The organism is Azonexus hydrophilus DSM 23864 (assembly GCF_000429605.1).
Lineage (GTDB): Bacteria > Pseudomonadota > Gammaproteobacteria > Burkholderiales > Rhodocyclaceae > Azonexus > Azonexus hydrophilus.
The window spans coordinates 511,964-537,573 of sequence record NZ_AUCE01000011.1; the positions used below are offsets into that span (position 1 = coordinate 511,964).

Below are 25,610 nucleotides of genomic sequence, written 5' to 3' on the forward strand. Positions count from 1 at the left end.
CGGGGGATGCGGTAGGTAAAGCTTTTATGATACCTTACAACGCTTTCGTTTTTAAGACTTTGTGCGCCGCAAAAAGTCTTTTTCAAGCCATGTCGCTTACTCCAGAACAGGTTAAACGGATTGCCCATCTCGCCCGCATCGAGGTCAGCGAATCCGAGGCCCTGACCACCCAGGGTCATCTCAACGGCATCTTCGAACTGATCGAGCAGATGCAGGCCGTCGACACCACCGGTGTCGAGCCGATGGCGCACGCGCAGGACGTCTCGCAACGCCTGCGTCCCGACGCCGTCAGCGAGGCCGACCGGCGCGCCGCCTACCAGGCCGTCGCGCCGGAAACCGAGGCCGGTCTCTATCTCGTGCCGAAGGTGATCGAATGATCGACAAGACACTCAAGCAACTGTCGCAGGCCCTGGCAGCCAAGGAAGTCTCCAGCGTCGAACTGAGCACGCTGTTTCTCGACCGGATCGAGCGTCTGAACCCCGACATCAACGCCTTCGTCACCGTCGACCGCGAAAAAACGCTGGCCATGGCCGCTGCGGCCGATGCCCGCATAGCTGCCGGAACGGCCGGACCGCTGACCGGCATTCCCATCGCCCAGAAGGACATCTTCTGCGCAGAAGGCTGGCGCACCACCTGCGGCTCGAAGATGCTCGCCGACTTCGTTGCGCCCTACGACGCGACGGTGATCGAAAAAATGCATCGCGATGCCGGTCTGGTGTCGCTGGGCAAGACCAACATGGACGAGTTCGCCATGGGCTCGTCGAACGAGACCTCGTTCTTCGGCCCGGTGAAGAACCCCTGGGACCGTACGCGCGTTCCCGGCGGTTCATCCGGCGGTTCGGCGGCGGCGATCGCCGCCCGCCTGGCGCCGGCGGCGACCGGTACCGACACCGGCGGCTCGATCCGCCAGCCGGCGGCGCTGTGCAACCTGACCGGCCTCAAGCCGACCTACGGCGTCGTCTCGCGCTACGGCATGATCGCCTACGCCTCGTCGCTTGATCAGGGCGGCCCGATGGGCGCCACCGCCGAGGATTGCGCGCTGCTGCTCAACACCATGGCCGGTTTCGACGCGCGCGATTCGACCTCGCTCGAGCGCCCGGCCGAGGATTACACGCGCAGCCTCGAGCAACCGCTGGCCGGCCTGCGCATCGGCCTGCCCAAGGAGTTCTTCGCTGCCGGTTGCGACGCCGGGGTGATGGCCGCAGTGCAGGAAGCGATCAACGAATACCGCCGGCTCGGTGCGACCATCGTCGACGTCTCGCTGCCCAACTCGCACCTCTCGGTGCCGGCCTACTACGTCATTGCGCCGGCCGAGGCAAGCTCGAACCTGAGCCGTTTCGACGGCGTCCGCTACGGCTACCGCGCGCCGGACTACGGCAACCTCGACGACATGTACATGAAGACGCGGGCGCAGGGTTTCGGCGAAGAGGTCAAGCGCCGCATCCTGATCGGCACCTACGTCCTCTCGCACGGCTACTACGACGCCTACTACCTGCAGGCGCAGCGTATCCGCCGGCTGATCGCCAACGATTTCGTCGACGCCTTCAAGTCCTGCGACGTGATCCTCGGGCCGACTTCGCCGACGACCGCGTTCAAGCTTGGCGAAAAGTCTGCCGACCCGGTGCAGATGTACCTCTCCGACATCTACACCATCGCCGTCAACCTCGCCGGCCTGCCCGGCATGGCCCTGCCTTGCGGTTTCGCCGGCGGCCTGCCGGTCGGCCTGCAACTGATCGGCAATTACTTCGACGAGGCCCGCCTGCTCAACGTCGCACACCGCTACCAGCAGGCGACCGACTGGCATCAGCGGCGTCCTCAGGGCATCGAGTAAATGCGCAGCACCATATTCGCGCTGATCGGCGCCGCCCTGCTGGCAGCTTGTGCCTCGCCGCCGCCGGCGCCCGAGCCGGTGCCGGAACCGGCGCCGCCGGTGGCCGAGGAGACGCCGAAATTCAAGAACTCGACCTTGAAGTACCTGGCCAACCGCAACCTGAAGCCGCAGCCGACCCGGCCGCTCAACGTCCGCTCGCGCTGCTCTCACCGTGATGCGATAGGTACCGTCACCCGGCTCAACCTGCTGGTCAAGGAGGCCGAGGTCAAGAGCTTCGATGCTCAGGTCAGCATGAAGGGGCGCGGTGTCTGCAACTTCAACATCAAGGACTTCGCGCAGGACGCGAAGCTGCCGCAGGTCCTGCTCCGGCACAAGAAGGAAAGCGCTTGCACCGTGCGCATGTGGGAACAGGGCAAGGAAGTCACCATCGCCTTCAACAGTTGCCAGCAATCCTGCGAAGGCAAGGCTTTCGATTATCTGTGGCCGGTCGTCGTCGACGCGAAGACCGGGCGCTGTCATTGAACGGATGAAACCATGAATCAATGGGAAGTTGTCATCGGCATCGAGACGCACGCACAACTGGCGACCGTCTCGAAAATTTTCTCGGGCGCTTCGACTGCCTTCGGCGCTGCACCGAACACCCAGGCCTGCGCGGTCGACTTGGCCCTGCCCGGCGTGCTGCCGGTGCTCAACCGTCAGGCCGTCGAATGTGCGATCCGCTTCGGCCTGGCCATCGGCGCCCACGTTGCGCCGAAGTCGGTGTTTGCGCGCAAGAATTACTTCTACCCCGACCTGCCCAAGGGCTACCAGATCAGCCAGTTCGAACTGCCGGTGGTGCAGGGTGGCGCGATTACCGTCCAGGTTGGCAGCGGCGACAAGGCTTACGAAAAGACGGTCAACCTGACCCGCGCCCATCTTGAAGAAGATGCCGGCAAATCGCTGCACGAGGATTTCCACGGCAAGTCAGGCATCGACCTCAATCGTGCCGGCACGCCGCTGCTCGAAATCGTCACCGAGCCCGACATGCGCTCGTCCGACGAGGCCGTCGCCTACGCCCGTGCCCTGCACGCGCTGGTGCGCTGGATCGGCATCTGCGACGGCAACATGCAGGAGGGTTCGTTCCGCTGCGACGCCAACGTTTCCGTGCGTCGTCCCGGTGCGCCCTTCGGTACCCGCCGCGAGATCAAGAACCTGAACTCCTTCCGTTTCCTCAAGGAGGCCATCGACTACGAAGTCCAGTGGCAGATCAACGAGATCGAGGAAGGCCGCGCCATCCAGCAGGCAACCGTGTTGTTCGATCCGGACAGCGGTGAGACGCGCACCATGCGGACCAAGGAAGACGCACACGACTACCGTTATTTCCCCGACCCGGATCTGCTGCCGCTGGCCATCACCGATGACTGGATCGCGCGGGTCAAGGGTGAATTGCCCGAACTGCCGGTGCAGAAGCGTCAGCGTTTCATGGACCAGTTCGGCTTGTCCGCCTACGATGCGACGACGCTGACCGCCAGCCAGGAAATCGCCGATTTCTACGAGGCGACCGTAGGTGTTGCCGGGCAGGGCGCGGCCAAGCCCTGTGCCAACTGGGTCATGGTCGATCTTGCTGCCCGCCTGAACAAGGACGGCCTGGAGATTGCCCAGTCACCGGTCTCCCCGCAGCAACTCGGCGGCCTGGTGGCGCGCATCGCCGACAACACCATCTCCAACAACATCGCCAAGAAGGTTTTCGAAGCGCTGTGGAATGGCGAGGGCGCGAGTGCCGACGAGGTCATCGACAAGCAGGGCCTGAAGCAGATTACCGACAGCGGTGCCATCGAAGCGTTGGTTGACGAGGTGCTCGCGGCTAATGCGGCCAATGTCGCCGAATATCGCGCCGGCAAGGAAAAGGCGTTCAACGCGCTGGTCGGTCAGGTGATGAAGGCCGCGAAGGGTAAGGCCAATCCGCAGCAGGTCAACGAACTGCTGAAGAAGAAGCTGGAGGCTTAAGGTTCGACGGGCTGGGCGCTTGAGCGCCCGGTCAGCTGGAAGTAACGCTGGCGGTCGCTGTCGTATTTGCTGCGGATGGCTTCCAGTTCCTTGCGCTTGACCTGGATCAGCTCCTGCTGCAGGCGGATTTCGTGGCCGACGGTGCGCAGCTTGGTGTCGAGTTCGGGCGGCATCGCCTTGCGTTTGTAGAACTCGGCTTCTTCGGCCAGCTTGCGTTGCGATTTCTGCAAGTCGGTGATCTTGGCCGTGGCCGTCTGGATGGTCAGCTGGACATCGCCTTCCGCTTTGCGCTGGGCCATGTCGATGTCTTCGGCCGTGGCATAGGTGGTCAGCAGCGCCTGGTCGATGCGCCGCTGTTCGAGGCGTTTTTCCTCTTCTTCTTTCTTGCGTTGCGCTTCGGCGGCAGCGGCCGCTTTCTGTTCCGGGGTCAGCGGTGCGGCGACGTCGCGGATCGGGTTGCCGGCCCGGTCGAAAACCCGGTAGGCCAGGCCGCGACATTGTTGCGGCAACATGTCGGCGCAGATGCGGCGACCGCTGGCGGGTTCGGTACAGCAGAACAATTCGCCTGCCGCCGCCCACACCGGAGCGGCCAGCAAGCTCAACAGGAGGGCGACGACGGCCCTAGACATCGACCCCGTAGCGTTCGCGGTAGGCGGCGACGGCAGCCCGGTGTCCGGCGAACTCGGCATGGTGTTCGAGGTAGGTCATCAGGTCGCGCAGGCCGGCGACGGCAACTACCGGGATGCCGTAGTCGCGCTGGACTTCCTGAACCGCAGACAACTCGCCCTGGCCGCGCTCCTGGCGGTCTAGGGCAATCAGGACGCCGGCCGGCGTGGCGCCGGCGGCACGGATCAGTTCGACCGATTCGCGCACCGAAGTGCCGGCCGAAATCACGTCGTCGACAATCAGCACGCGGCCGCTCAGCGGGGCGCCAACGATGGTGCCGCCCTCTCCATGATCCTTGGCTTCCTTGCGATTGAAGGCGAAAGGATAGTTGCTGCCTTCGGTGGCCAAGGCGATGGCGATTGCGGCGACCAGCGGAATGCCCTTGTAGGCCGGGCCAAACAGCATGTCGAAGTCGACGCTGCCAGCCTTGGCGGCTTTCGCGTAGAATCCGGCGAGACGCCCGAGGGACGCGCCATCGTTGAACAGGCCGGCATTGAAGAAGTAGGGCGACAGCCGCCCGGCCTTGGTCTTGAATTCGCCGAAACGCAGCACCTCGCATTTCAGGGCGAACTCGATGAAATCCTGACGAAAATCCATAAATCTCCAGTTCCAGTCTGGAAAACGACCGGTATTAATGCAATGTTACGCATCATCTCCCTGAACCTCAATGGCATCCGCTCGGCCTGGAGCAAAAACCTGCTGCCCTGGCTGCAACAGCAGCAGGCCGACATCGTCTGTCTGCAGGAACTGAAAGCCCAGGCGGCTGATCTGATTGCCGAGATGCGGGCGCCTGATGGCATGCACGCTGCGTATCACCATGCCGAGAAAAAAGGCTACAGCGGTGTTGGCGTCTGGAGTCGGTCGGCGCCGGTGAGTGTGATCGAGGGGTTCGATGGCGGCGAATTCGACGCCGAAGGCCGTTATCTGCGCGCCGATTTCGGCAATCTGTCGGTGATCTCGCTTTATCTGCCGTCCGGTTCTTCCTCGCCGGAGCGCCAGGAAGCGAAGTTTCGCTTTCTCGATGTCTTCCTGCCCAAGATGCAGGCGTTGCGCGCCGAAGGCCGGGAAATCGTGCTGTGTGGCGACTGGAATATCGCGCACAAGGAAATCGATCTGAAAAACTGGAAGTCGAATCAGAAAAACTCGGGTTTCCTGCCGGAAGAGCGCGCCTGGCTGACCCGGGTGTTCGACGAGCTGGGCTGGGTCGACGTCTATCGCCAGCTTCATCCCGAAGCGACCGCCGAGGCCTACACCTGGTGGAGCAATCGCGGGCAGGCCTGGGCGAACAACGTCGGTTGGCGCATCGATTACCAGATCGCCACCCCCGGGGTGGCGGCGACGGCCAGGCAGGCGTCGATCTACAAGGACAGCCGCTTTTCCGACCATGCCCCGCTGATCATCGACTACGACTATCTTCTGGCGACCAATGCGAATTGATTTACGCTGCCGGAAGGGCTAACCTGTAATCCCTGAACAACCGCTCGCAGACGAGGTTACAAAATGTCAGAACAAATGACCGCCGCCAACAAGGACAAGCTGGTTTCCGACCTGAAGGTCGTGATTGCCGATACCGAAGAACTGCTGCGTGCCACCACCGGTGTGGCCGGCGAAAAGGTCGGCGAACTGCGCGAACGCCTGACGGTACGCTTGCGCGATGCCAAGGAACGCATCGTCGATCTCGAACATGTCGTTATCGACAAGACCAAGGCTGCCGCCCGTGCCACCGACGATTTCGTCCATGACGAGCCGTGGAAGGCCGTCGGCGTTGCCGCCATCGTCGGTGTCGCCCTGGGTGTGCTGATCGGCCGCCGCTAAGCGGATGTCGGCCCAGTTGCCGCCCGAAGACGCCGGGCGCCCGGGACTCTTCGCCGCGCTGAAGAACATTTTCGCGACGCTCCTGTCGATCGGCAGGACGCGGGCGGAATTGCTCGCCGTCGAGATCGAGGAAGAGAAATATCGCCTGATCGCGATGTGGGCCAAGGCCATCGGCGCGGCATTCCTGATCGCGCTCGGGGTTATCATGGCCGTGTTCAGCCTGGCGCTGGCCTTCTGGGAACAGCGGGTAGTGGTTTTCGGCCTGTTCGCTGCGCTGTTCTTCGTCGGCGCCGCCGTGCTGGTGCTGTCGCTACGGCAGCAGGCCAAGGCACCGAGCCGTCTGTTCCGTAGCAGTCTGGCCGAACTGGACGCCGACATCGCGCAATTGCGCGGCAGTACGCGCGAATGAACGAAAAACTGCTCGAACTTGCCGCCCGGCGCGGTGCGCTCGGCGTTCGCATCGCCGGCCAGCGGCAGACGCTGGCGCGCGAGGCCGAGGCCCTGAGCGGCGTTTTCTCCGCCGGTGACGTCGTCTTGCGCGGCGTCGACTGGCTCAAGCAGCATCCGCTGGCGGTTGGCGCCGCCGTTGCCGGCGCTGTCGTTGTGCGTCCCCGGCGGGCCTTGCGTTGGGCCCAGCGCGGCTTCTTCGTCTGGCGTGGCTGGCGGGCGATGCGCAACACCCTGTCGCGCCTCTAGCATGGATCGCCTGGTCTTGCCCCTGCCCGGCTGGTGGCGGCAGTTGCTGTCGTCGCAGCGGCGCGAAGTGCAGCGGGTGATCGGCGAGGTGATGGCCACGCGCGGCATGATGCCGCTGCTGATGAAAGCCCGTAACGGCGGGCAGTGGACCATCGAAGAGCGGCGCGAGCTGCTGATCCATCTACGCCGGATCGCCCATCTTTCCCCCTACCTGATCGTCCTGCTGCTACCCGGTTCGGTGCTGATCCTGCCGGCCTATGCCTGGTGGCTGGATCGCCGCCGCCTCAGGCGACAGGACTAGTCCGTTCGCCATTTTCGCGCCACGGCGCGACCTTGAGCAGCAGCAGCATGCCGGGGATGGCAAGGAAAAAACACAGCCAGAAGAACTGCGTCCAGCCCACGGCCTCGACCAGCCAGCCGGCGGTGGCGTTGATGAAGGTGCGCGGCACCGCCATCAGGCTGGTGAATAATGCCAGTTGCGTGGCCGTGTAGGCCGGGTGCGTGGTGCGCGCCATGAAGGCGACGAAGGCTGTGGTGCCCAGTCCGGCGCCGACGGCTTCGCCGGCGATGACGATGGCCAGTGTCGCCAGACGGAGCGGCGTCGATTCGCCGGGGCCGATCCAGGCCATCCAGACGAAGCCGAGGATGGTCACGATCTGGGCGACGCCAAAGAGCCATAAGGCTCGGTTGATGCCCAGCTTGAGCATCCAGATGCCGCCGAGGATGCCGCCGATGACCATCGGCCAGAGGCCGGCATTCTTGGCGATGATGCCGATCTCGGTTTTGCTGTAGCCCATGTCCAGGTAGAAGGGGGTGGCCAGTGCGGTGCACAGCGAGTCGCCGAGCTTGTAGAAAAACAGGAAGGCCAGAACCAGCAGCGCCGATTGCACGCCGTGGCGGCCGAAGAATTCGCGGAAGGGTTCGACCACGGCATCGCGCAGCGTGCGCGGGCTGCCCGTTGCGGCCAGCGGTTCCTTGACCAGCAGCGTCATCGCCAGGCCGGGAATCATGAAGGCAGCGGTGATCACGAAAACCTGGTTCCACGGCAGGTGGTCGGCCAGGATCAGCGATAGAGAGCCGGGCACCAGGCCGGCGATGCGGTAGGCATTGACGTGAATGGCGTTGCCCAGGCCGAGCTCGTGGTCGGGCAGGATCTCGCGGCGGAAGGCGTCAAGGGCGATGTCCTGGGTGGCCGACAGGAAGGCGAGCAGGGCGGTCAGGCCGACAACCAGCGACAGGTGATCGACTGGCGACAACTGGCCGAGCCAGCCGATGGCGGCGACCAGGCCGATCTGCGAGACGAACATCCAGCTGCGCCGACGGCCGAGCCAGGGCAGGATGCCGTAGCGGTCGAGCAGCGGTGCCCACAGGAATTTCCAGGTGTAGGGAAACTGGATCAGCGCGAAGGCGCCGATGGCGCGCAGCGACAGGCCTTCGGTCTTGAGCCAGGCCGGCACCAGATTGAGCAGCAGGTAGAGCGGTAATCCCGAGGCGAAACCGGTGAAGATGCAGATCAGCATCCGCCGGTTCCACATCGCGTTCAGCCAGGCGGGCATCAGCGCGGACGGGTCAGGCGGTAAACGGCCAGGCTGCCGAGGAAATTCAGGTCGCGCGGCGACTCGGCCTGGATGATTTCACCGGCCTCGTCGAGGACGCGCCGTTCGACGATGGTCAGCCCCATTTTTTCACAGAGCGCTTCGAAATCGAGCAGCGTGAAGAAGCGGACGTTGGGCGAGTCGTACCACTGGTAGGGCAGGTCTTCCGACACCGGCATGCGGCCGTCGAGGACCGAGCGCAGGTTCTGCCAGTAGGCGAAATTGGGGAAGGAAACGACCGCTTCGCGACCGACGCGCAGCATCTCGCGCAGGATGCCTTCAGTGTGGCGCACCGTCTGCAGGGTGCGCGACAGCACCACGTGGTCGAAGGCGTCGTCAGCGAAGTCCTTGAGGCCGTTTTCCAGGTTGCTCTGGATCACGTTGATGCCGTTGCGCAGGGCGGCCAGCACGTTGGCGTCCTCGATATCGACACCCCAGCCCTGGACATTGCGGGTTTCGATCAGGTGCTTGAGCAGCGCGCCGTCGCCGCAACCGAGGTCGAGCACGCGATGTCCCGGCTCGACCCAGCCGGCGATGACGTCGAAATCGGGGCGTCCGAGCGTATTGGTCATAAGGCGATGTTCCCCAGGAAGGCGGCAACCAGGCCGTGGTATTGCGGGTCTTCCATCAGGAAGGAGTCGTGGCCGAAGTTGAGGTCGATTTCGGCGTAGGAGACCTTGCGTCCGTTGGCCAGCAGCGCGGCGACGATTTCCCGCGAGCGCGCCGGCGAGAAGCGCCAGTCGGTGGTGAACGAGGCGACGAAGAAATTGGTGTCGGGATGCGTGCGGGCCATGGTCCTGACCAGATCGCCGTCGTCGAGCCGGGCCGGGTCGAAGTAATCGAGGGCCTTGGTCATCAGCAGGTAGGTGTTGGCGTCGAAATAGCCGGCGAATTTGTCGCCCTGGTAGCGCAGGTAGGACTCGACCTCGAACTCGACGTCGTAATCGAAGGCGAACGAGCTGTTGCGCAGCTCGCGGCCGAATTTCTCGCCCATCTGGTCGTCGGACAGGTAGGTGATGTGGCCGAGCATGCGGGCCAGGCGCAGGCCGCGCACCGGCCGCGTGCCATGTTCGTAGTAATGGCCGCCGTGGAAATCCGGATCAGTCAGGATGGCCTGGCGGGCGACGTCGTTGAAGGCGATGTTCTGCGCCGTGAGCTTGGGCGCGGAAGCGATGATCAGCGCGTTGCGCACCCGCTCCGGGTAGGAAATGCTCCAGCGCAGCGCCTGCATGCCGCCCAGGCTGCCGCCCATGACGGCGGCCCAGCTATCTATGCCGAACTTGTCGGCCAGGCGGGCCTGGGCATTGACCCAGTCGCTGACGGCGATGATCGGGAAATCGGCACCCCAGGGTTTGCCGGTGGCCGGGTTGATCGACGACGGGCCGGTCGAACCGTGGCAGCCGCCGGGATTGTTCAGGCCGACGATGAAGAACTTGTCGGTGTCGAGCGGCCGCCCCGGGCCGATGATGTTGTCCCACCAGCCGACATTGTCCGGTGCATCGGCGTAATGTCCGGCCAGGTGATGGTGGCCGGACAGTGCATGGCAGACCAGAATGGCGTTGGAGCGGGCGGCGTTGAGCGTACCGTAGGTTTCGACGGCCAGGTCGTAGGCCGGCAGGATGCCGCCGCTACGCAGATGGAGCGGTTCGCTGAAGTGGATGCGTTGTGATTCGACGACGCCAATACCCGGCATGATGATTCCAGAAACAAAAAACCCAGTTGGCCAAAACGCGAACTGGGGTCCCCGCTTTAGCGGCATTTCTAAGGCGCCCGCAATCTGAGATAAATCGGCGCCGCCGGAGGTTTCCGACGGCCTTGAAGATACCCAGCGGTCGTTGAAAAGTCAATTCGTGACATCAGCCTGCGAATGTAAATGGGACTTTGGTACTATTCGGGCTAGTCAAACGAACAATATCAAGGGGCAGGCATGCTCGAACAGCGACGACATCAACGCATCCGCTTCGGGGTTCCGCCTCGGGCGAAGGTGGGCTTTGGTGGCAAGATCGGAGAAGCTTGCATCGAAAACCTGTCGATGTCCGGCCTGATGATGCACTGCGACATCCCGCTCGAGATCGGACAATCCGCCGGTTGCGAGTTCTCGTTGTTCGGCTCGCCGGTGATGGATGTCTCGGTGACCGTGGTCAGCCGTCTCGGCGACCTTTACGGCGCCCGTTTCCAGGCCGGTCTGATCAATCAGGTGGTGATCGAGGATGCGATCCGCGGCGCGCTGGCATCGGGCAAGGCTTCCATCCTGTCGGTGCACGAAGTGGGTGGGCGCAAGATCATGCGCATTGCCGGCGGTCTCAACGGCTCTTTGCGCAATGATTTCATGCACGCGTTGACCCGTGTCGGAGTCGACGAAATCGACCTGGCCGGCGTCACCCAGGTCGAACAGGCCGGCCTGGCCTTGTGCGTGGTGGCGACAGAGCGTCATGGCGCGGTACTCGGTGAGCAGTCGGTGTGTTTTGCCGAGGCCTGGAAGTTTGCCTTGACGCTGCCGGGTCATCCAGCTGTCTGACAAGGGCATTGCCTTGTCATCACGCATTGCGCCGCTAATTCTGTCGCTTCTGGTATCTGGCGCCTCAGCCAGCGATGAACTTTTCTTTGCCGACCTGCCCGTTGTCGCTTCGGTCAGCCGCCTGCCTCAGCGCCTGGCCGATGCTCCCGCATCGGTGACGGTGATTGATCGTGAAATGATTCGAGCCTCGGGTGTTCGTTCATTGAACGACATCTTCCGTCTGGTGCCGGGCTTCCAGACCTTCGCTCACAGCGATACGGCGGCCAGGGTCAATTATCACGGGATTACGGACGACAACGATTTTTCGCCACGGGTTCAGGTGCTGATCGATGGTCGTTCGCTGCATTCACCCTTGTTCCGCAATGGCATGAATTGGGCATTGGTGCCGGTGGCACTGGAGGATATCGAACGAATCGAGGTGGTTCGTGGCTCCAATTCAGTGTCTTACGGCACCAACGCCTTTCTCGGCGTGGTCAATATCATCACCATCGATCCCTCGCTGGTACAGGGAAGCTCGCTCTCGGCGAGCAGCGGCAGCCAGGGCGTACGCGACTACACCTTGCGTACCGGCGGGCGCATTGGCGATAACGGCAGTTATCGCCTGACCTACCAGGAGACCAAGGACGAGGGCCTCGATGACGATTACGACTGGCGTGACAGTTACCGGAATCGTCGCCTTGATCTACGCGTCAACTACGCTGCGAGCATCAGCGACAGCCTTGAGTTGCATCTTGGCCGGGTTGACGGCGAATTCACCCGCGGGCGACTGGATACCGTGACCCCGCCGGTGGTCGATACAAGAAACCCGTTCCGTGCGCTCGATGAGTCGTCGCTCTGGATACAGACGCGCTGGTTACGGACGCTCGAAGATGGTGCGGACTTTTCGTTGCGTTACACCTTCAGCGAAGACCGGGGCGATGACAGCTACACTCATCCGAGCCGCCCGCCGGGTTACAACGAAGTCAATGAATCCGGCGATTGGGGGCGGCGCCACGAAATCGAGGCAATGCACAACTTTTCGCCGATCGACAAAGTTCGCCTGGTTTGGGGGGCTAGCTGGCGCCACGATGCCGTCAGTTCAAAAACCATGCTTCACGATCGCGGAACGGAGACGCGTCAGGTATGGCGGGCCTTTGCCAACAGCGAGTGGAAGCCTTCGTCCTGGGTGACTGCCAATCTTGGGGCATCCAGTGAGTACGATACCCTGGCGGGTAACCACCTGTCGCCGCGTGCCAGCCTGGCGTTTCATTTCAATACGGAGAACACGGTCCGGGTCGGCTATGCTCAGGCTTGGCGGACTTCCAGTATTTTTGCCTATCGGGCCAATTACCTGAGCGGGCCAGCTGCCAATCAGGTCATCCGGATCGGCAATCCGCAATTGCCGGCCGAAAGGCTGGACAGCTGGGAGCTAGCCTACCTCGGTGACTGGCGCGACTGGCGGATGAGTCTGGATGTGCGCCATTTTCGGGAGAGGGTCAGTGATCGTTTGATGATCGTTCGCACAGGCGCTTCCCCGATACCGGATTCCGAGCAGTCGATTCAGGACATCACCATGCGTGGTTACGAGGTTCAATTCAAGTGGCAACCACTGGAAATGACTCGTGTATTGCTCAATCACTACAGTATTAGGATTGATAGTCGGTTTTCCGAGAATGGCCAGCGGATTTTGGAGACGCCTGGCAGCAATATAGGTGCTAGCCCTGATAGATACGTTCGTTTGGCAGATGAGTCGGCGCCCCGTCGTAGTTCGTCCGTGCTTCTGATGCAGAAATTGCCGCTTGGTTTCGACCTGTCGCTGGCGCGTTACTGGGTGGGCGGCATGCGCTGGACGCGTAATACCTCAGTCGACAAATATGCGCGGACTGATGCCCGCCTGGCCCATACCTTCAAGCTTGGGGGAAAACGGGGTGAGATTGCCTATACGGTCCAGTCGCTGGATGGGGCGCACGTCGAACAGAGAAAGGCTGGGTCGCAGCCAAATCAGCGAACCGTCGATCGGCGCCACTGGGTCTCCTTGAGCGTGGATTTCTAAGGTCGGCCTCAGCCGCGACTGCCGCGCATGACCACGCCTTCAAACCAGGCGTCAAAGGGCTCGCGGGGGGCTACAGCCTTGCCGTGCGCATAGGCGATCCCCAATCTGTGCAGATGCTCCAGCAAGGGGGTGTCGTCGACCGCTTCGGCAATCGGGAAAATCTGCTGCTCGCCGGTGATTTCGAGGATGGCCCGCAGCAGCGCAGTCGAGGTCATGCCGTCGCCGATATCGCGGGTCAGGCTCTGGCTCAGGCGGACATAGCTGGGCGCTACGGTCCGCAGTTGGGTGAATGAGGAAATCGCGCCGCCGAATTCAGTCAGGACGATCTGGCAACCCAGTTCGCGCATGCGACGGGAAAACTCGATCAGCTGACTGGTCTGGTGGGTGCTGACATCCTCGGAGAACATCAGACACAGCCCTTCTCCCTGAATGGCGTGTTCGGCAAGGCGTGCCGCAATGTAGTCGCCGGTTTCTGGGGTGCTGATGGACGCACGGGAAAGTGGAACCATGCAGGTCATCGGCATGTGTTGCTTGCTGGCACGTGCCAGGGCACGGATCGCGGTGTCCAGGAAATGCTGGTCGAAGCTGCTCGACATGTCGTAACGTTCAGCGGCGTCGATCAGAGCACTGAGGGCGACCGGTGCCTGACCGGGTTCGTTGAGGCGGGCGCTCAATTCGGCCATTGGCCCGCCGGGAACACCTGGCTGCAGGGCGCGGAGCGGAATGGCTTCGATCATCAGGCGGCCTTCCGAGAGGGCATTGGCCAGGCGTCCCGCCCAGTTGCCGCGATCGCGCCGGCGTTCGGTCTGGGTAGCCGGTGCCATTTCGCAAACCTGATTGCGTCCGAGTTCCTTGGCGCGCAGACAGGCTGCATCGCTGAGTGCGAATATTTCCTGGATCTCGCGCACATCTCGACTTACCGGGGTCAGACCGATACTGGCGCCGATGGCGAAAATCCGGTCCTGCCAGACGAAACGGTACTCCGCCGACAGGGCACAGATATCCTGCGCAACCTGGCGGGCCTTGATCAGGCCGCAATTGGCCAGCATGATGCCGAATTCGTCACCGCCCAGGCGCGCCAGGGTGTCTTCTTCGCGCAGTCGCCCCTGAAGGAGCAGGGCGATCTGGCGCAGGAGTTCGTCGCCAGCCAGGTGGCCGCAGGCGTCGTTGACCGCCTTGAAACGGTCGAGGTCAATGAACAGGACGCTGAATTCGTCGCCGCCGGCATGGACGTTGGCCAGTGCCTTGTCGAGCCGGAGTTCGAATTCGCGGCGGTTGACCAGTCCGGTCAAGGCGTCGTGACGGGCCTGGAAGACCAACTGTGCCGTGGCTTCCTCGATCCGCGATTGCATCGACTGGTGAGCGCCCCCGATGTGGCTGGCCATGTCGTTGAAACCGTCCTCAAGGATGCGCAGTTCGCCGCTCGATGAGGCAGGAATACGGGTGCCGAAATGGCCTGCCGACATCTGCCTGACGGCGGCAGTCAGACGCTGCAGGGGTTTGGCCAATTGGTCGGCCATGGCAATGGCCAGCGCGCCCATCAGGCCCAGACCGGTCAGGACGGCGATCAGGCCTTGCAGGATCAGGTCGCGCTGACGTTCGATCAGGTCCAGCTTGTCGAGTTCGATGAAGACATGACCGATGGTTTCCTGCGGGTTTTCGTCGAGCCCGGCAATATCGAACAGCGGATCGCTGTCGCTTTGCGTGCGGATGACGGGGGCGCCAAAGGCGATCCAGGTTTCGGTTTCGGCGACCAGGGCCGGCTTGTCGAGGTGCTGGCGGATGATTTCGGCGGGCAGTGAGACGCGTCCGCTGACCGCCAGCGTGCGCCCCTTCGGGTTCACGATGATGGCCGCCTTGACGCCGGGTTCCTGCATGGCGGCCTGAACCAGGCCGTAAATGCCGTCCATCTGCCCGGCAATGATGCCGTACTCGCTGACCGGCGCGAGGTAACGGACGGTGGCCAGGCCTTTGCCGCGCAACTGGTCTTCGATGGCGTTGATGCCGGTCATCGAGAAATAGAGCACGAGCAGCGTGGTGATCAGGGCGCTGGGTAGCAGCGTGAGGATCAGTAGTCGCTGGCGTAATGTCAGGTTGTTCATTCTTCAGTCCCGCTGGTGAGCAGTTTCTGCAAGAGATCGGTTTCGTCCGGCAGGCGCAGGCCAAAGGCATCGGCGACGCTCTGGTTGATGGTCAACGAATATTCGGAAGGTGGTCGCGGCGGCGGCAGGCGGTTGCCATGAACCGAAATCAGTGCACCGGCCTGTCGGCCGATCTGGGCTGGCGTCGAATACAGTGCAGCGAGCGCTCCTGCCTTGGCCAGGGAGGCGGAGAAGCCGATGACCGGCCGCTGGAAGCGGTAGGCAGTGATCAACAAGGGGCGGATACTACTGCGCGAGTAGATCAGTGCATCGGGGACGGCCAGCAGGACTTCGCTGCGGGCGAGCAGGTTTTCGAGCGTGGGCAGTATTTGTTGTTCGTTGCTTGCCTGCTCGCTGTGCAACTGCATGCGCTGAAGGGTCAGTGCCGAGCGGAACGATGCGATCTGCGGTGCCGATTGATCGCTGACCAGCAAGCCGACGCGGCGCATTTCCGGGAATAGCAAGCGTAGCAACCGTGCCTGTCGTTTGGCCGGCTGATCCAGGTAGATAGCCGAAACCGGGGGCGGTGCACGCGCTTCGACAAGCGCCGCCTGGTAACTGTATTCGGGCAACAGGGTGGCCAGGATCGGTGTTTTCGGATTGGCTGCGAGGGCAGTACGCAGGGCACCGCTGCCGGCGGTGACGATGAGGTCCACCGGTTGCCGGTCGGCTGGTCGGAGATTGTTATCGGTGTAGGCAATTTTCCAGCCGGCCTGCAGGTTTTTTTGCAGGCTGCTGGCGAATTCTCGGTACGGCGCGCTGTCATCGGCCAGGATGAGCGCAATTTCGCCTGCCCAGGCTTTTGCATGGAATAGGAAAAACAGCAGGAGGAGCAGTGCTGGCCGCGACATGCCGTCACTATAGGGGCTGGCGACATGCCAGGGCAATACACGTTTGCCCTACGTTGTACTCGGCCAGAGAATATCGAGCAGCAAAGGCAGGCCTTCGCTGATGGCAACCGGTCCCGGCGTCAGGATGACTGCCGACTTGATCTCGTGCATGCGCCCCTGATTGACCGCCGGAATGGCCTCCCAACCCGGCCGGGCAGCGACGCGTTCAGGGCGGAAGTGTTTGCCGCACCAGGAGCCGATGATGATCTCCGGCGCTGCCGCGATCACTTCCTCCGAGGTCGGTCGACGGTCGCGGGATAGCGGCGAGCGCGCGCGTTCGGCGAAAACATCTTCGCCGCCGGCGATTTCAATCAACTCGGATGCCCAGCGCAGGCCGCTGATCAGCGGATCGTCCCATTCCTCGAAATAAACGCGCGGCCGGCGGCCATGTTGGGCGATGTGTTTCTCGGCCAGTGCCCGGGCCTGGGCGATCTGCGCTTCCAGCCCGGCGACCAGCGCCTGTGCGCGATCCTCGGCGCCGACCAGGCGGCCGACGGTTTCGATCATCGCCAGGATGTCGTCGACGCTGCGCATGTTCAGCGCGTAGACCGCAATGCCAGCCTTGATCAGGTCACGGGCGATGTCGGCCTGGAGGTCGGAGAAAGTCAGCACCAGGTCGGGTTTGACGGCGAGGATCTTCTCGATGTCGCCGGTGGTGAAGGCGAAGACCTTGGGTTTTTCCTTGCGCGCCTGCGGCGGCCGAACGGTGTAGCCGCTGATGCCGACGATGCGGTCCTGCTCGCCGAGGGCGTAGAGGACTTCGACGGTTTCGGTGGTCAGGCAGACGATGCGTTGGGGCAGGCGGGGCATGGTGTTCTCACTTGGGGCGACGGCTGCGTGCGACATCGAGGTGGTCGCAAAGTTTCGCCGTGCCGTCGAGGATGCGCGGCGTGTGCCGCTGCATGATGTCGGGATTGATGTGGAAAAGGTTGCCGCGCTGGACCGCGGTCATGCGTTTCCACTGATGCCAGTCGTCCAGCCATTCGGGCTTGGCGTCGCCCATGCCGGTGGCGACGATGGCTTCCGGGTCGGCCTCGATCACCGACTCGATGCCGACGCGCGGCGCCATCTGCGTCAGGTGGCCGAAAATGTTCTCACCGCCGCAGATGCGCATCGCGTCGCTGATGATCTGCGGGCCGCCGACGGTGACCAGCGGTGCCTTCCAGATCTGGTAGAAGGTGCGCACCTTGGGCTTGCCGGCGTTGGCCGTGCGCAAGGCCGCCATGCGTTCGCGGAAACGCCGCGCCTCGGCATTGGCAACGGCTTCCGTGCCGGCCAGCCGACCGTAGCGTTCGACCTGGCCGGCGATGTCTTCCATGTGGTTGGGCTGGGAAACGAAAACGGTCAGGCCGAGCGCCCGCAGTTTGTCGGCCTGCGCCATGTTGTTGCCGCTTTCCCAGGCCAGCACCAGGTCCGGTTTGAGGGCGACGACCGCTTCCAGGTCGATGCGCGAATAGCCGCCGACCCGTCTGACCTGCTTGGCGGCGGGGGGATAGTCGCTGTACTCGACGGTGCCGACCAGCTTGTCGCCGGCACCGGCAGCAAACAGCGTTTCGGCAATGTGCGGGGCGAGGGCGACGATGCGCTGCGCGGGTTTGGTCAGCCTGACTTCGCGGCCGGTATCGTCCTTGATCAGCAGTTCGGCGTGGACCATCGGGCTCAGGGCGAAGGCTGCCAGTACAGCAAGCAGGTGGATTTTCATGCGGGCTTCCAGTCGGCAAGGGCTGCCTTCAGACACTGCCAGCCGGCCTCGTCGGGTGGCAGGCCGACACGCAGCAGCGGATTCGATTCGTAGCGGCGGGTGAGGATGGCGCGGCGCGCCAGGTATTCGTGCAGTTCGGCGGTGGCCGGTGCGTTCAGCGTCGCGAACAGCGGCGTTGCCTTGACCTCGCCGAGCGGTGCCAGCAACTGGCGCAGGCGTTCGCCGTCGGCGTGCAGGCGCTGGCGCGTCGCCGCCTGCCAGGCGCTGTCGGCCAGTGCCAGCGTTGCCGCGGCGCGCGACGGGCCGGCGACGCTCCACGGGCCGATTGCCTCGGCCATCTTTGTCAGCAGTTCGGGGGCAGCGAACAGGAAACCGACGCGCAGCCCGGCCAGGCCGAAGAACTTGCCCAGCGAACGGAAGACGATCAGGTTCGGCGCGTCCGCCGTGCCGGCCAGCGGCGTCAGGCTGTGCTCGGGCGTGGCGTCGATGAAGGCTTCGTCGACGATCAGCCAGCCGCCGCGCTTTTTCAGTTGCGCCGCGGCGTCGACCGCCAGTTCGCGCGGGTGGCGGTCGGCGGTCGGGTTGTTCGGGTTGCACAGCAGCACGTAGGGCGTCGCCGCCGCCAGCGCGCGCGGCAGCGTCGCGTTCTGCAGGAAGCGCAGCTTGTGGCCGGCGCGCTGCCAGGCCTGCGGGTGTTCGTTGTAGAGCGGCGCGATGCAGGCCACGGCGGCGCGCGGCAGCAGCGCCGGCAACCACTGGATGGCGGCCTGCGAACCCGCGACCGGCAGGAGGTTGCTATTGCCGTAGTAGGCGGCAGCGGCGGCCTCCAGGCCGTCGTTGTCTTCCGGCAGGCGTTGCCAGACTGCGGCCGGCAGCGGCGGCACCGGCCAGCCCTGCGGGTTGATGCCGGTGGACAGATCGAGCCAGTCGGCGAGCGGGATGTCGTAGTGGGCCGCGGCTTCGCGCAGGCGGCCGCCATGGTCAAGCATGCAGGGCTCCGATCAGGAAAAGGACGGCCAGCCACAGCCACAGGCTGCGCCGGATCAGCGTGATCGCCCGGCCGAGGTCGGCGGCGACCGGCGCCGGGCCGCAGCCGAGCGGTGGGCGGATTTCCTCGCGGCCGTGGTAGATGGCGGCGCCGCCGCACTGTACGCCGAGGCTGCCAGCGCCCGCCGCCATCACCGGGCCGGCGTTCGGGCTTTCCCAGCCGGGCGCCTGGGTGCGCCAGCAGGCCAGTGCGTCGCGCCAGCGGCCGAGCAGGGCGTAGCTCAGCGCGGTCAACCGCGCCGGCAGCCAGTTGAGCGCGTCGTCAAAGCGGGCGGCCCAGCGGCCGTACAGGTTATAGCGCTCGGTGCGGTAGCCCCACATCGCGTCGAGCGTGTTGGCCAGCCGGAACAGCAGGGCGCCGGGGCCGCCGAGCAGGGCGAACCAGAACAGCGCACCGAAGATCGCGTCGTTGCCGTTTTCCAGCACCGATTCGACGCCGGCCTTGGCGACGCCGGACTCGTCGAGTGCTGCGGTATCGCGGGAAACGATCCAGCCGACGCGCTGCCGCGCCTCGTCGAGGCGCCCCTCGCGCAGCGGCCGGGCAACCGCTTCGGCGTGCTCGCACAGGCTGCGCGCGCCGAGCGAAAAATAGAGCAGCAGCACGTCGACCGCGAATGGCGCCAATGGTCGCAAGGCCAGCGCCAGCGCCACCCAGGGCAGCACCGCCAGCGCCCAGCCGAGGACGCCGCCGGCAATCGTGCGCCGGTTCAGCCGCTTTTCGATCGCCGCCGCCAGCGCGCCGAAGCCGACCAGCGGGTGAAAACGCCGCACTTCGCCGAACAGGCGGTCGAGCAGCACCGCGGCGAGCGCCGCCAGCGGCATGGCGTAGGGGCCGGCGAGCAGGTTCAATTCGGCCATTGGCGGGCCAGGGCGATGGCGGCGTCGATTGCCGCGCGCGCCTGTGGATTGTTGTGCCAGCAGGTCGAGCCGATCATGCGGGCGATGTGCAGCGTGACGACGGCGCTTTCCTCGCCGGCCAGCCGGGCCAACGGCGCGTAGCCGGCCTCTTCGAGGCGGCGGATCACCGTCGGCCCGACGCCGGGCAGGGCGAGCAGCGCGGCGCGCTGGTCGGCCGGGAAAGTGCCATTCATGCGCCGCGCTCCGCCGCGGCGAGCGCCGACAGGGCGGCGGTCAGCCCGGCATTTTCCGGTAAATCGCGCGTCCCCCACTGTTCGTGGAAGACCAGTTCCTCGACCGGCAGGCGCGGCAGCCAGCCGGCGCTTTCCAGTTCCGGGCGATCCTTGAAATGGCTGACGTGGCCGATGCACAGATAGGCAATCGGCACGATGTGATGCGGAATGCCGAGCGCGTCCTGCAGCGCCTTCTCGTGGAAGATGCTGACCCAGCCGACGCCGAGGCCCTCGGCGCGGGCAGCCAGCCACAAGTTCTGGACGGCGCACACGCTGGAATAGAGGTCCATGGTCGGCATGTGCGTGCGGCCGAGCACGACCGGGCCGCTGCGCGAGCGGTCGCAGGTGATGCACAGGTTCACCGGCGCGTCGAGGATGCCCTGCAGTTTCAGCTTGCCGTAGATTTCGCGCTTTTCGTCCGGAAACATCGTCGCCGCTTCGGCATTGGCCTGCGCGAAGATGTCGTGCACCCGCTGTTTCACGTCCGCCGAGCGGACGACGAGGAAATTCCACGGCTGCATGAAACCGACCGACGGCGCGTGATGCGCCGCCATCAGGATGCGCGCGAGCTGGTCGTCGGCGACCGGGTTGGGCAGGAACTGGCCGCGCACGTCGCGGCGGCTGAAAATGGCGTGATAGACGGCGGCCCGTTCGGCGTCGGAAAAAGCGTGCTGGTTTTCCATGGATTCCCCTTCTGGAAACGCGAAGGCACCCGTCCACGGTGCCGAATTACGTCTCCCGGCCGGTCTTCTGACTCGGATTCACCCGGACGATGCGCCTTCCCGCCGCAGCAGTGGCCTGTGCATCGCCCGTCATCCTCACAGCGTTGGGCACGTGGCGGAATCGCACCGCCTTCCCGATTCTCCTGCCGGCAAAGCCGGAAGGCACCGGGAGACAAGTTTCCGATTCGCATCGGAAGGCAGCGATGGTGCCATAATTACGGCCTTTTTTCACGGGTTTGCACGCATGATAGGCAACGCGCTGATGGTCCAGGGAACGACGTCCGACGCCGGCAAATCGACGCTGGTCGCGGCGCTGTGCCGGATTCTGAAGCGGCGTGGGGTACGCGTGGCGCCGTTCAAACCGCAGAACATGGCGCTCAATTCGGCGGTTACCGTCGACGGTGGCGAGATCGGCCGGGCGCAGGCGTTGCAGGCGCTGGCCTGCGGTCTCGAAGCGCATACCGATTTCAACCCGGTGCTGTTGAAGCCGACCACCGACCGCAAGGCGCAGGTGATCATCCACGGCAAGGTCGCCACCGACCTCGACGCCAAGGCCTACCACGACTACAAGCCGCGGGCGATGGGCGCGGTGCTCGAATCCTGGGGCCGGCTGACCGCGCAATACGATTGCGTGCTGGTCGAGGGCGCCGGTTCGCCGGCCGAGATCAACCTGCGTGACCGCGACATCGCCAACATGGGCTTCGCCGAAGCGGTCGATTGCCCGGTGATCATCGTCGCCGACATCGACCGCGGCGGCGTCTTCGCCCATCTGGTCGGCACGCTGGAGCTGCTGTCGGCGTCCGAGCAGGCGCGCGTCGTCGGCTTCGTCATCAACCGTTTCCGTGGTGACATCGCGTTGCTCGAACCCGGTCTGGCCTGGCTGGAGCAGCGCACCGGCAAGCCGGTGCTCGGCGTGCTGCCCTACCTGCACGGCTTGATGCTCGACGCCGAGGACGCAATCGCGACATCCACGGTCGACGGCAAGAAAACAGCAAAAATCCGCGTCGTCGCGCCGGCCTACCCGCGTACTTCCAACCATAACGACCTCGATCCACTGCGCCTGCACCCGCAGGTCGATTTCCGCTGGATCGCGCCGGGCGAAGCTTTGCCGCCGGCCGATCTGATCGTCCTGCCCGGTTCCAAGGCGGTGCGCGCCGACCTCGACTGGCTGCGCGTCCATGGCCACGACCGCGCCATCGCCCGCCACCTGCGCTACGGCGGCAAGGTGATCGGCCTGTGCGGTGGCTACCAGATGCTCGGCCGCAGCATCGCCGATCCGCTCGGTCTCGAAGGCAAGCCGGGAACGACGCCCGGCCTTGGCTTCCTGGCGGTGGACACGACGCTGGAAACGGAGAAGCAGCTGCGCAATGTGAGCGGCCACTTGCATCTCGAAGGCCGGCCGGTGATGACCGGCTACGAAATCCACCTCGGCGTCACCCAGGGCGATGGCTTGACGTGGGCTGCCGTACAGCTGGCCGACGGCCGTGCCGATGGTGCTATCTCGGCCGACGATCAAGTTCTCGGTACTTACTGCCACGGCGTTTTCGACCATCCCGAGGCCTTGGCTGCATTGTTGCGCTGGGCCGGTGCCGGCGAGGTCGATCACGTCGACTTTGCCGCCCGCCGCGAAGCCGATCTCGACCGCCTGGCCGATTCGGTCGAGGCGGCGCTCGCCTGGGAAAAGCTCAGGCCCTGGCTGGCGCTGCCTTGAGCGTCAGCGGCAGGCCGGCGGCGACCAGCGTCACCTGATCGCAGACTGCCGCGACGCGCTGGTTGAGCCGCCCCTGTTCATCGGCGAACAGCCGCGAAACCGGGTGCATCGGCACGATGCCCCAGCCGACCTCGTTGGAGACCAGGATGATGCGGCCGGGTAGTTGCGGCAGCGTCTCGATCAGCGCCGCCGTTTCACCGGCGAACAACGGGCAGTCGACGGCCTCGCCGGCTTCGGCCTGGGCGGCAGCGCGGCCGGCGAAAAGCAGATTGGAGAGCCACAGCGTCAGGCAGTCGACCAGGATGCAGGTGTCGGGCGCCGCCAGTTCGCGCAGGCAGGCGGCCAGGTGCAACGGCTCCTCGACGCAGCCCCAGTCGGCCGGGCGGCGTTCGCGGTGGTGGGCGATGCGGCGCGCCATCTCGCCATCGCGCGATTCGGCGGTGGCGACATAGACGACCCGGAGACCGGATTCGAGGGCGCGTTGTTCGGCGTGGTGGCTCTTGCCTGAACGGGCGCCGCCAAGGATCAGTTCATTCATGGCCGCCATTGTATAATCGCTGCGTTCGATAAAACGGAACCCGGTGCGAGCTAACTCTATTCCGGGGCGGGCCCGCCGCTGTAATCGGGGACGGACGCTGCACCATGTCACTGCCAAGGGGAAACAGACCCGGCGGGAAGACGCAGCGATCCGGACGATCCGAAAGCCAGAAGACCTATCGAGCACCAAGACAGCAAGCCTGTGGACAGGGCTTCGCGGCTGCGTTGGCCAAACGCTGTCGCGAAGCCTTTTTTCATTTTGGAGAATCGGATGCATTCGTTCGCAATCAGCGCCCCGGACCGGGGCATGGAAAATTCGCTTAAACACAAGGTCGACCGCAAGACCAAACCACCCGGCTCGCTCGGCCAGCTGGAGGCGCTGGCGGTGCGCATCGGCCTGATCCAGCAGACGCTGACGCCGTCGCTCGACCGGCCGCAGATGCTGGTCTTCGCCGGCGATCACGGCGCGGCCAAGGCCGGCGTCTCGGCCTATCCGCAGGACGTGACCTGGCAGATGGTCGAGAACTTCCTCGCCGGCGGCGCGGCGATCAATGTTTTCTGCCGGCAGAACGGCCTCGGCCTGGCGGTGGTCGATGCCGGGGTCGCCCATGATTTCGGTGGTCCGCGTGAAGGCCTGATCGATCTCAAGGTGGCGCCGGGCACGGCCAATTACCTCGAATCCCCGGCGATGACGGCGGCGCAGTGCGCGCAGGCGATCGAACAGGGCGCCGGCGTGGTCTTCGGCCTGGCGGCAGCCGGCTGCAAGGTGGTCGGTTTCGGCGAAATGGGTATCGGCAACACCGCTTCGGCATCCTTGATCACCCACTGCCTTACCGGTGTGCCGCTGGCCGATTGCGTCGGTCGCGGTACCGGTCTCGACGACGTCGGGCTGGCGCGCAAGCGGGCGCTGCTGGAGCAGGCGCTGACCCGCTACCGCACTGCCGGTGGGGCCGACGACGCCTTTGCCGTGCTCGCCGAGTTCGGCGGGTTCGAGATCGCGACCATGGTCGGCGCCATGCTGGCGGCGGCGGAGGCGAAGATGGTGCTGCTCATCGACGGCTTCATCGTCGGTTCGGCAGCGCTGGTCGCCGAGCGGCTGGAACCGGCCTTGCTCGACTACTGCGTCTTCTGCCACCGTTCGGCCGAGCCCGGCCACCGCGCGCAGTTGCAGGCGCTGTGCGCCGAGCCGCTGCTCGACCTGGGCCTGCGCCTGGGTGAGGGGACCGGCGCCGCGCTGGCTTTCCCGCTGGTCCAGGCGGCGGTCGCCTTCCTCAACGAGATGGCCAGCTTCGAGTCGGCCGGCGTCGCCGGCTAGCCATGTTGCGCCGCGAGCTCGAATACTTCCTCGGCGCCGTGCGTTTCTTCACGCGGCTGCCGGTGCCGGCCTGGGTCGGCCATTCGGCTGAAGCGCTGAACCACTCGGCGCGCTGGTTTCCGGCGGTCGGCCTGGTCGTCGGCGGCATTGCCGCACTGGTCTACCTGGCCGCGCTGCAGTTCTGGCCGCAGCCGGTCGCCGTGCTGCTGGCGATGGCGGCAACGCTGTACGCCACCGGCGCCTTCCACGAGGACGGCCTGTCCGACACCGCCGACGGTCTTGGCGGCGGCTGGGACAAGTCGCGCATCCTGGCGATCATGAAGGATTCGCGGGTCGGCAGTTACGGCGTGGTTGCGCTGTGGCTGGGGCTGACCGGCAAGTTCGTGCTGCTCGCGGCGCTCGATCCGGCACTGGTGCCGGCGGCGCTGCTCGCCGGTCATGCCGGGTCGCGCGGCTGTGCGACGCTGCTGCTGGCGAGCATGGACTACGCGCGCGACGACGCGCAGTCCAAAGCCAGGCCGCTGGCCCAGCGGCTGGCGCCGGGGGCATTGCTGTTCGCCTTGGCAGTCGCGCTGGCGCCGCTACTCTGGCTACCCTGGCAACAGGCAGTGGTCGGGCTTGTGCTGGCGTTGCTGGTCACGGCCTGGCTGGCGGCCAAGTTCCGCCGCTGGCTGGGCGGTTATACTGGCGACTGCCTGGGCGCCACCCAGCAGCTTGCCGAAATCGCCTTCTACCTGGGGCTGCTCGCGCAATGGCCGCGCTGACGCTGTACCTGGTGCGCCATCCCGAGCCCGAGATTGCGCCGGGCATTTGCTACGGTCGGCTTGATATTCCGGCCAGGCAGGTCGATGTTGCCGCTGCCCGTCTGCGTAGCGAATTGCCTGCCGGGCTGCCGGTGTGGAGCAGCCCCTTGCAGCGTTGCCGGGCCTTGGCTGAAGCCTTGCATCCGGCGCCGTTATTCGATGCACGCTTGCAGGAGATGGACTTCGGTCGCTGGGAGGGCGTGCCATGGGATGAGGTATCGCGTGCCGAACTCGATGCCTGGGCTGCCGATGTAGAGAACTATGCTCCGCCTGGTGGAGAGTCGCCGCTGATGGTGCGGGCACGCGTGCTGGAATTTCTTTCGACATTGACGCTGCCGGCAGCCGTGCTGGTCACCCATGCGGGGGTGATACGCTTGCTGCTGGCGGCGCAGGATGGCGGTGAGCTTGCATCTTGGCTGACCCGGGACCTTCCCTACGCTTCATGTACGGTCATCGAATGGAACCAGTAGAAT

Annotated in this window: 29 protein-coding genes and 2 riboswitches; of the genes, 15 read left to right on the plus strand and 14 right to left on the minus strand. The window is 64.7% G+C overall.

Annotation, left to right across the window (positions count from 1 at the left end):
- Nucleotides 1–89 precede the first annotated feature (89 nt).
- From gatC to gatB, 4 genes are read left to right on the plus strand one after another with little or no spacing between them, the layout of a single operon-like run.
- Complete coding sequence (gene gatC, locus G471_RS0103070; RefSeq protein WP_028994039.1) at nucleotides 90–377, plus strand: Asp-tRNA(Asn)/Glu-tRNA(Gln) amidotransferase subunit GatC; 288 nt, start codon at nucleotides 90–92, stop codon at nucleotides 375–377.
- Nucleotides 374–1,831: an Asp-tRNA(Asn)/Glu-tRNA(Gln) amidotransferase subunit GatA gene (gene gatA / locus G471_RS0103075; RefSeq protein ID WP_028994040.1), complete on the plus strand. Its 1,458-nt coding sequence runs from the start codon at nucleotides 374–376 to the stop codon at nucleotides 1,829–1,831. The genes gatC and gatA overlap by 4 nt, the downstream gene beginning before the upstream one ends.
- Entirely contained in the window at nucleotides 1,832–2,353 is a 522-nt protein-coding gene (locus tag G471_RS16500; RefSeq protein ID WP_051295237.1) for a hypothetical protein, read from the plus strand.
- 12 nt (nucleotides 2,354–2,365) lie between these two features.
- Entirely contained in the window at nucleotides 2,366–3,817 is a 1,452-nt protein-coding gene (gene gatB, locus G471_RS0103085) for an Asp-tRNA(Asn)/Glu-tRNA(Gln) amidotransferase subunit GatB (protein WP_028994041.1), read from the plus strand.
- Here the strand turns inward: gatB and G471_RS16505 are convergent.
- Both G471_RS16505 and pyrE read right to left on the minus strand, forming a co-directional pair.
- Nucleotides 3,814–4,446, minus strand: coding sequence for a hypothetical protein (locus G471_RS16505; protein ID WP_157272434.1), 633 nt, complete (start codon nucleotides 4,444–4,446; stop codon nucleotides 3,814–3,816). The two genes, gatB and G471_RS16505, sit on opposite strands and share 4 nt — an antisense overlap.
- On the minus strand, nucleotides 4,439–5,080 hold the full coding sequence (gene pyrE, locus G471_RS0103095) for an orotate phosphoribosyltransferase (RefSeq protein WP_028994042.1): 642 nt from the start codon (nucleotides 5,078–5,080) through the stop codon (nucleotides 4,439–4,441). The genes G471_RS16505 and pyrE overlap by 8 nt, the downstream gene beginning before the upstream one ends.
- A gap of 42 nt (nucleotides 5,081–5,122) precedes the next feature.
- On the opposite strand from pyrE, the gene G471_RS0103100 reads away from it, so the two are divergent.
- From G471_RS0103100 to G471_RS0103120, 5 genes are all read left to right on the plus strand, one after another.
- On the plus strand, nucleotides 5,123–5,920 hold the full coding sequence (locus G471_RS0103100) for an exodeoxyribonuclease III (protein ID WP_028994043.1): 798 nt from the start codon (nucleotides 5,123–5,125) through the stop codon (nucleotides 5,918–5,920).
- 63 nt (nucleotides 5,921–5,983) lie between these two features.
- Complete coding sequence (locus G471_RS0103105; RefSeq protein ID WP_028994044.1) at nucleotides 5,984–6,298, plus strand: ElaB/YgaM/YqjD family protein; 315 nt, start codon at nucleotides 5,984–5,986, stop codon at nucleotides 6,296–6,298.
- Between the two features lie 4 nt (nucleotides 6,299–6,302).
- Nucleotides 6,303–6,707 carry a phage holin family protein gene (locus G471_RS0103110; protein ID WP_028994045.1) on the plus strand — a complete coding sequence of 135 codons (405 nt, stop codon included), beginning with the start codon at nucleotides 6,303–6,305 and terminating at the stop codon, nucleotides 6,705–6,707.
- The gene (locus tag G471_RS16510) at nucleotides 6,704–6,994 is read left to right on the plus strand and encodes a YqjK family protein (RefSeq protein ID WP_043420651.1); all 291 of its coding nucleotides are present in this window, start codon (nucleotides 6,704–6,706) and stop codon (nucleotides 6,992–6,994) included. The genes G471_RS0103110 and G471_RS16510 overlap by 4 nt, the downstream gene beginning before the upstream one ends.
- A gap of 1 nt (nucleotide 6,995) precedes the next feature.
- Nucleotides 6,996–7,295 carry a hypothetical protein gene (locus tag G471_RS0103120; RefSeq protein ID WP_043420653.1) on the plus strand — a complete coding sequence of 100 codons (300 nt, stop codon included), beginning with the start codon at nucleotides 6,996–6,998 and terminating at the stop codon, nucleotides 7,293–7,295.
- Here the strand turns inward: G471_RS0103120 and G471_RS0103125 are convergent.
- Genes G471_RS0103125 through metX form a run of 3 tightly spaced genes read right to left on the minus strand, consistent with a single transcriptional unit; the run spans nucleotide 7,279 to nucleotide 10,288 of the window.
- Complete coding sequence (locus tag G471_RS0103125; protein ID WP_028994047.1) at nucleotides 7,279–8,550, minus strand: AmpG family muropeptide MFS transporter; 1,272 nt, start codon at nucleotides 8,548–8,550, stop codon at nucleotides 7,279–7,281. The genes G471_RS0103120 and G471_RS0103125 overlap by 17 nt on opposite strands.
- Nucleotides 8,550–9,161 (minus strand): methionine biosynthesis protein MetW, encoded by a 612-nt coding sequence (metW, locus tag G471_RS0103130; protein ID WP_028994048.1) that lies wholly within the window; start codon nucleotides 9,159–9,161, stop codon nucleotides 8,550–8,552. Before metW ends, G471_RS0103125 begins: the two co-directional genes overlap by 1 nt.
- Complete coding sequence (gene metX / locus G471_RS0103135) at nucleotides 9,158–10,288, minus strand: homoserine O-succinyltransferase MetX (protein WP_043420781.1); 1,131 nt, start codon at nucleotides 10,286–10,288, stop codon at nucleotides 9,158–9,160. The genes metW and metX overlap by 4 nt, the downstream gene beginning before the upstream one ends.
- 228 nt (nucleotides 10,289–10,516) lie before the next feature.
- On the opposite strand from metX, the gene G471_RS0103140 reads away from it, so the two are divergent.
- Nucleotides 10,517–11,107, plus strand: coding sequence for a PilZ domain-containing protein (locus G471_RS0103140; RefSeq protein ID WP_028994050.1), 591 nt, complete (start codon nucleotides 10,517–10,519; stop codon nucleotides 11,105–11,107).
- A 13-nt stretch (nucleotides 11,108–11,120) separates the two neighbouring features.
- Nucleotides 11,121–13,139 carry a TonB-dependent receptor plug domain-containing protein gene (locus G471_RS0103145; RefSeq protein WP_088177944.1) on the plus strand — a complete coding sequence of 673 codons (2,019 nt, stop codon included), beginning with the start codon at nucleotides 11,121–11,123 and terminating at the stop codon, nucleotides 13,137–13,139.
- Between the two features lie 8 nt (nucleotides 13,140–13,147).
- Here the strand turns inward: G471_RS0103145 and G471_RS16515 are convergent, their stop codons facing one another.
- Genes G471_RS16515 through bluB form a run of 8 tightly spaced genes read right to left on the minus strand, consistent with a single transcriptional unit; the run spans nucleotide 13,148 to nucleotide 20,732 of the window.
- On the minus strand, nucleotides 13,148–15,241 hold the full coding sequence (locus G471_RS16515) for a diguanylate cyclase domain-containing protein (protein ID WP_043420657.1): 2,094 nt from the start codon (nucleotides 15,239–15,241) through the stop codon (nucleotides 13,148–13,150).
- Complete coding sequence (locus G471_RS0103155) at nucleotides 15,238–16,131, minus strand: ABC transporter substrate-binding protein (RefSeq protein ID WP_028994052.1); 894 nt, start codon at nucleotides 16,129–16,131, stop codon at nucleotides 15,238–15,240. The genes G471_RS16515 and G471_RS0103155 overlap by 4 nt, the downstream gene beginning before the upstream one ends.
- A 48-nt stretch (nucleotides 16,132–16,179) precedes the next feature.
- On the minus strand, nucleotides 16,180–16,980 hold the full coding sequence (locus G471_RS0103160; RefSeq protein WP_028994053.1) for a cobalamin-binding protein: 801 nt from the start codon (nucleotides 16,978–16,980) through the stop codon (nucleotides 16,180–16,182).
- Nucleotides 16,981–16,987: 7 nt separating this feature from the next.
- Entirely contained in the window at nucleotides 16,988–17,872 is an 885-nt protein-coding gene (locus tag G471_RS0103165) for a cobalamin-binding protein (protein ID WP_028994054.1), read from the minus strand.
- On the minus strand, nucleotides 17,869–18,861 hold the full coding sequence (gene cobD / locus G471_RS0103170; protein ID WP_028994055.1) for a threonine-phosphate decarboxylase CobD: 993 nt from the start codon (nucleotides 18,859–18,861) through the stop codon (nucleotides 17,869–17,871). The genes G471_RS0103165 and cobD overlap by 4 nt, the downstream gene beginning before the upstream one ends.
- Nucleotides 18,854–19,777: an adenosylcobinamide-phosphate synthase CbiB gene (gene cbiB, locus G471_RS0103175; protein ID WP_028994056.1), complete on the minus strand. Its 924-nt coding sequence runs from the start codon at nucleotides 19,775–19,777 to the stop codon at nucleotides 18,854–18,856. Before cbiB ends, cobD begins: the two co-directional genes overlap by 8 nt.
- On the minus strand, nucleotides 19,765–20,010 hold the full coding sequence (locus G471_RS0103180) for a Pathogenicity locus (protein ID WP_028994057.1): 246 nt from the start codon (nucleotides 20,008–20,010) through the stop codon (nucleotides 19,765–19,767). Before G471_RS0103180 ends, cbiB begins: the two co-directional genes overlap by 13 nt.
- Entirely contained in the window at nucleotides 20,007–20,732 is a 726-nt protein-coding gene (bluB, locus tag G471_RS16520) for a 5,6-dimethylbenzimidazole synthase (RefSeq protein ID WP_043420658.1), read from the minus strand. The genes G471_RS0103180 and bluB overlap by 4 nt, the downstream gene beginning before the upstream one ends.
- A gap of 40 nt (nucleotides 20,733–20,772) precedes the next feature.
- A riboswitch (cobalamin riboswitch) is annotated at nucleotides 20,773–20,956 on the minus strand.
- Between the two features lie 59 nt (nucleotides 20,957–21,015).
- Between bluB and G471_RS0103190 the strand changes: the two genes are divergently transcribed.
- Nucleotides 21,016–22,482, plus strand: coding sequence for a cobyric acid synthase (locus tag G471_RS0103190; RefSeq protein WP_028994058.1), 1,467 nt, complete (start codon nucleotides 21,016–21,018; stop codon nucleotides 22,480–22,482).
- Here the strand turns inward: G471_RS0103190 and cobU are convergent.
- A complete protein-coding gene (cobU, locus tag G471_RS0103195; protein ID WP_211226364.1) occupies nucleotides 22,457–23,029 on the minus strand; it encodes a bifunctional adenosylcobinamide kinase/adenosylcobinamide-phosphate guanylyltransferase in 573 nt (190 codons plus the stop codon). The two genes, G471_RS0103190 and cobU, sit on opposite strands and share 26 nt — an antisense overlap.
- A riboswitch (cobalamin riboswitch) is annotated at nucleotides 23,003–23,217 on the plus strand. Its footprint overlaps the gene before it by 27 nt.
- Nucleotides 23,218–23,290: 73 nt before the next feature.
- On the opposite strand from cobU, the gene cobT reads away from it, so the two are divergent.
- From cobT to cobC, 3 genes are read left to right on the plus strand one after another with little or no spacing between them, the layout of a single operon-like run.
- A complete protein-coding gene (cobT, locus tag G471_RS0103200) occupies nucleotides 23,291–24,334 on the plus strand; it encodes a nicotinate-nucleotide--dimethylbenzimidazole phosphoribosyltransferase (protein WP_028994060.1) in 1,044 nt (347 codons plus the stop codon).
- A 2-nt stretch (nucleotides 24,335–24,336) separates the two neighbouring features.
- On the plus strand, nucleotides 24,337–25,098 hold the full coding sequence (locus G471_RS0103205; protein ID WP_028994061.1) for an adenosylcobinamide-GDP ribazoletransferase: 762 nt from the start codon (nucleotides 24,337–24,339) through the stop codon (nucleotides 25,096–25,098).
- Nucleotides 25,086–25,607, plus strand: coding sequence for an alpha-ribazole phosphatase family protein (gene cobC / locus G471_RS16525; RefSeq protein WP_051295239.1), 522 nt, complete (start codon nucleotides 25,086–25,088; stop codon nucleotides 25,605–25,607). Before G471_RS0103205 ends, cobC begins: the two co-directional genes overlap by 13 nt.
- Nucleotides 25,608–25,610: the final 3 nt, after the last annotated feature.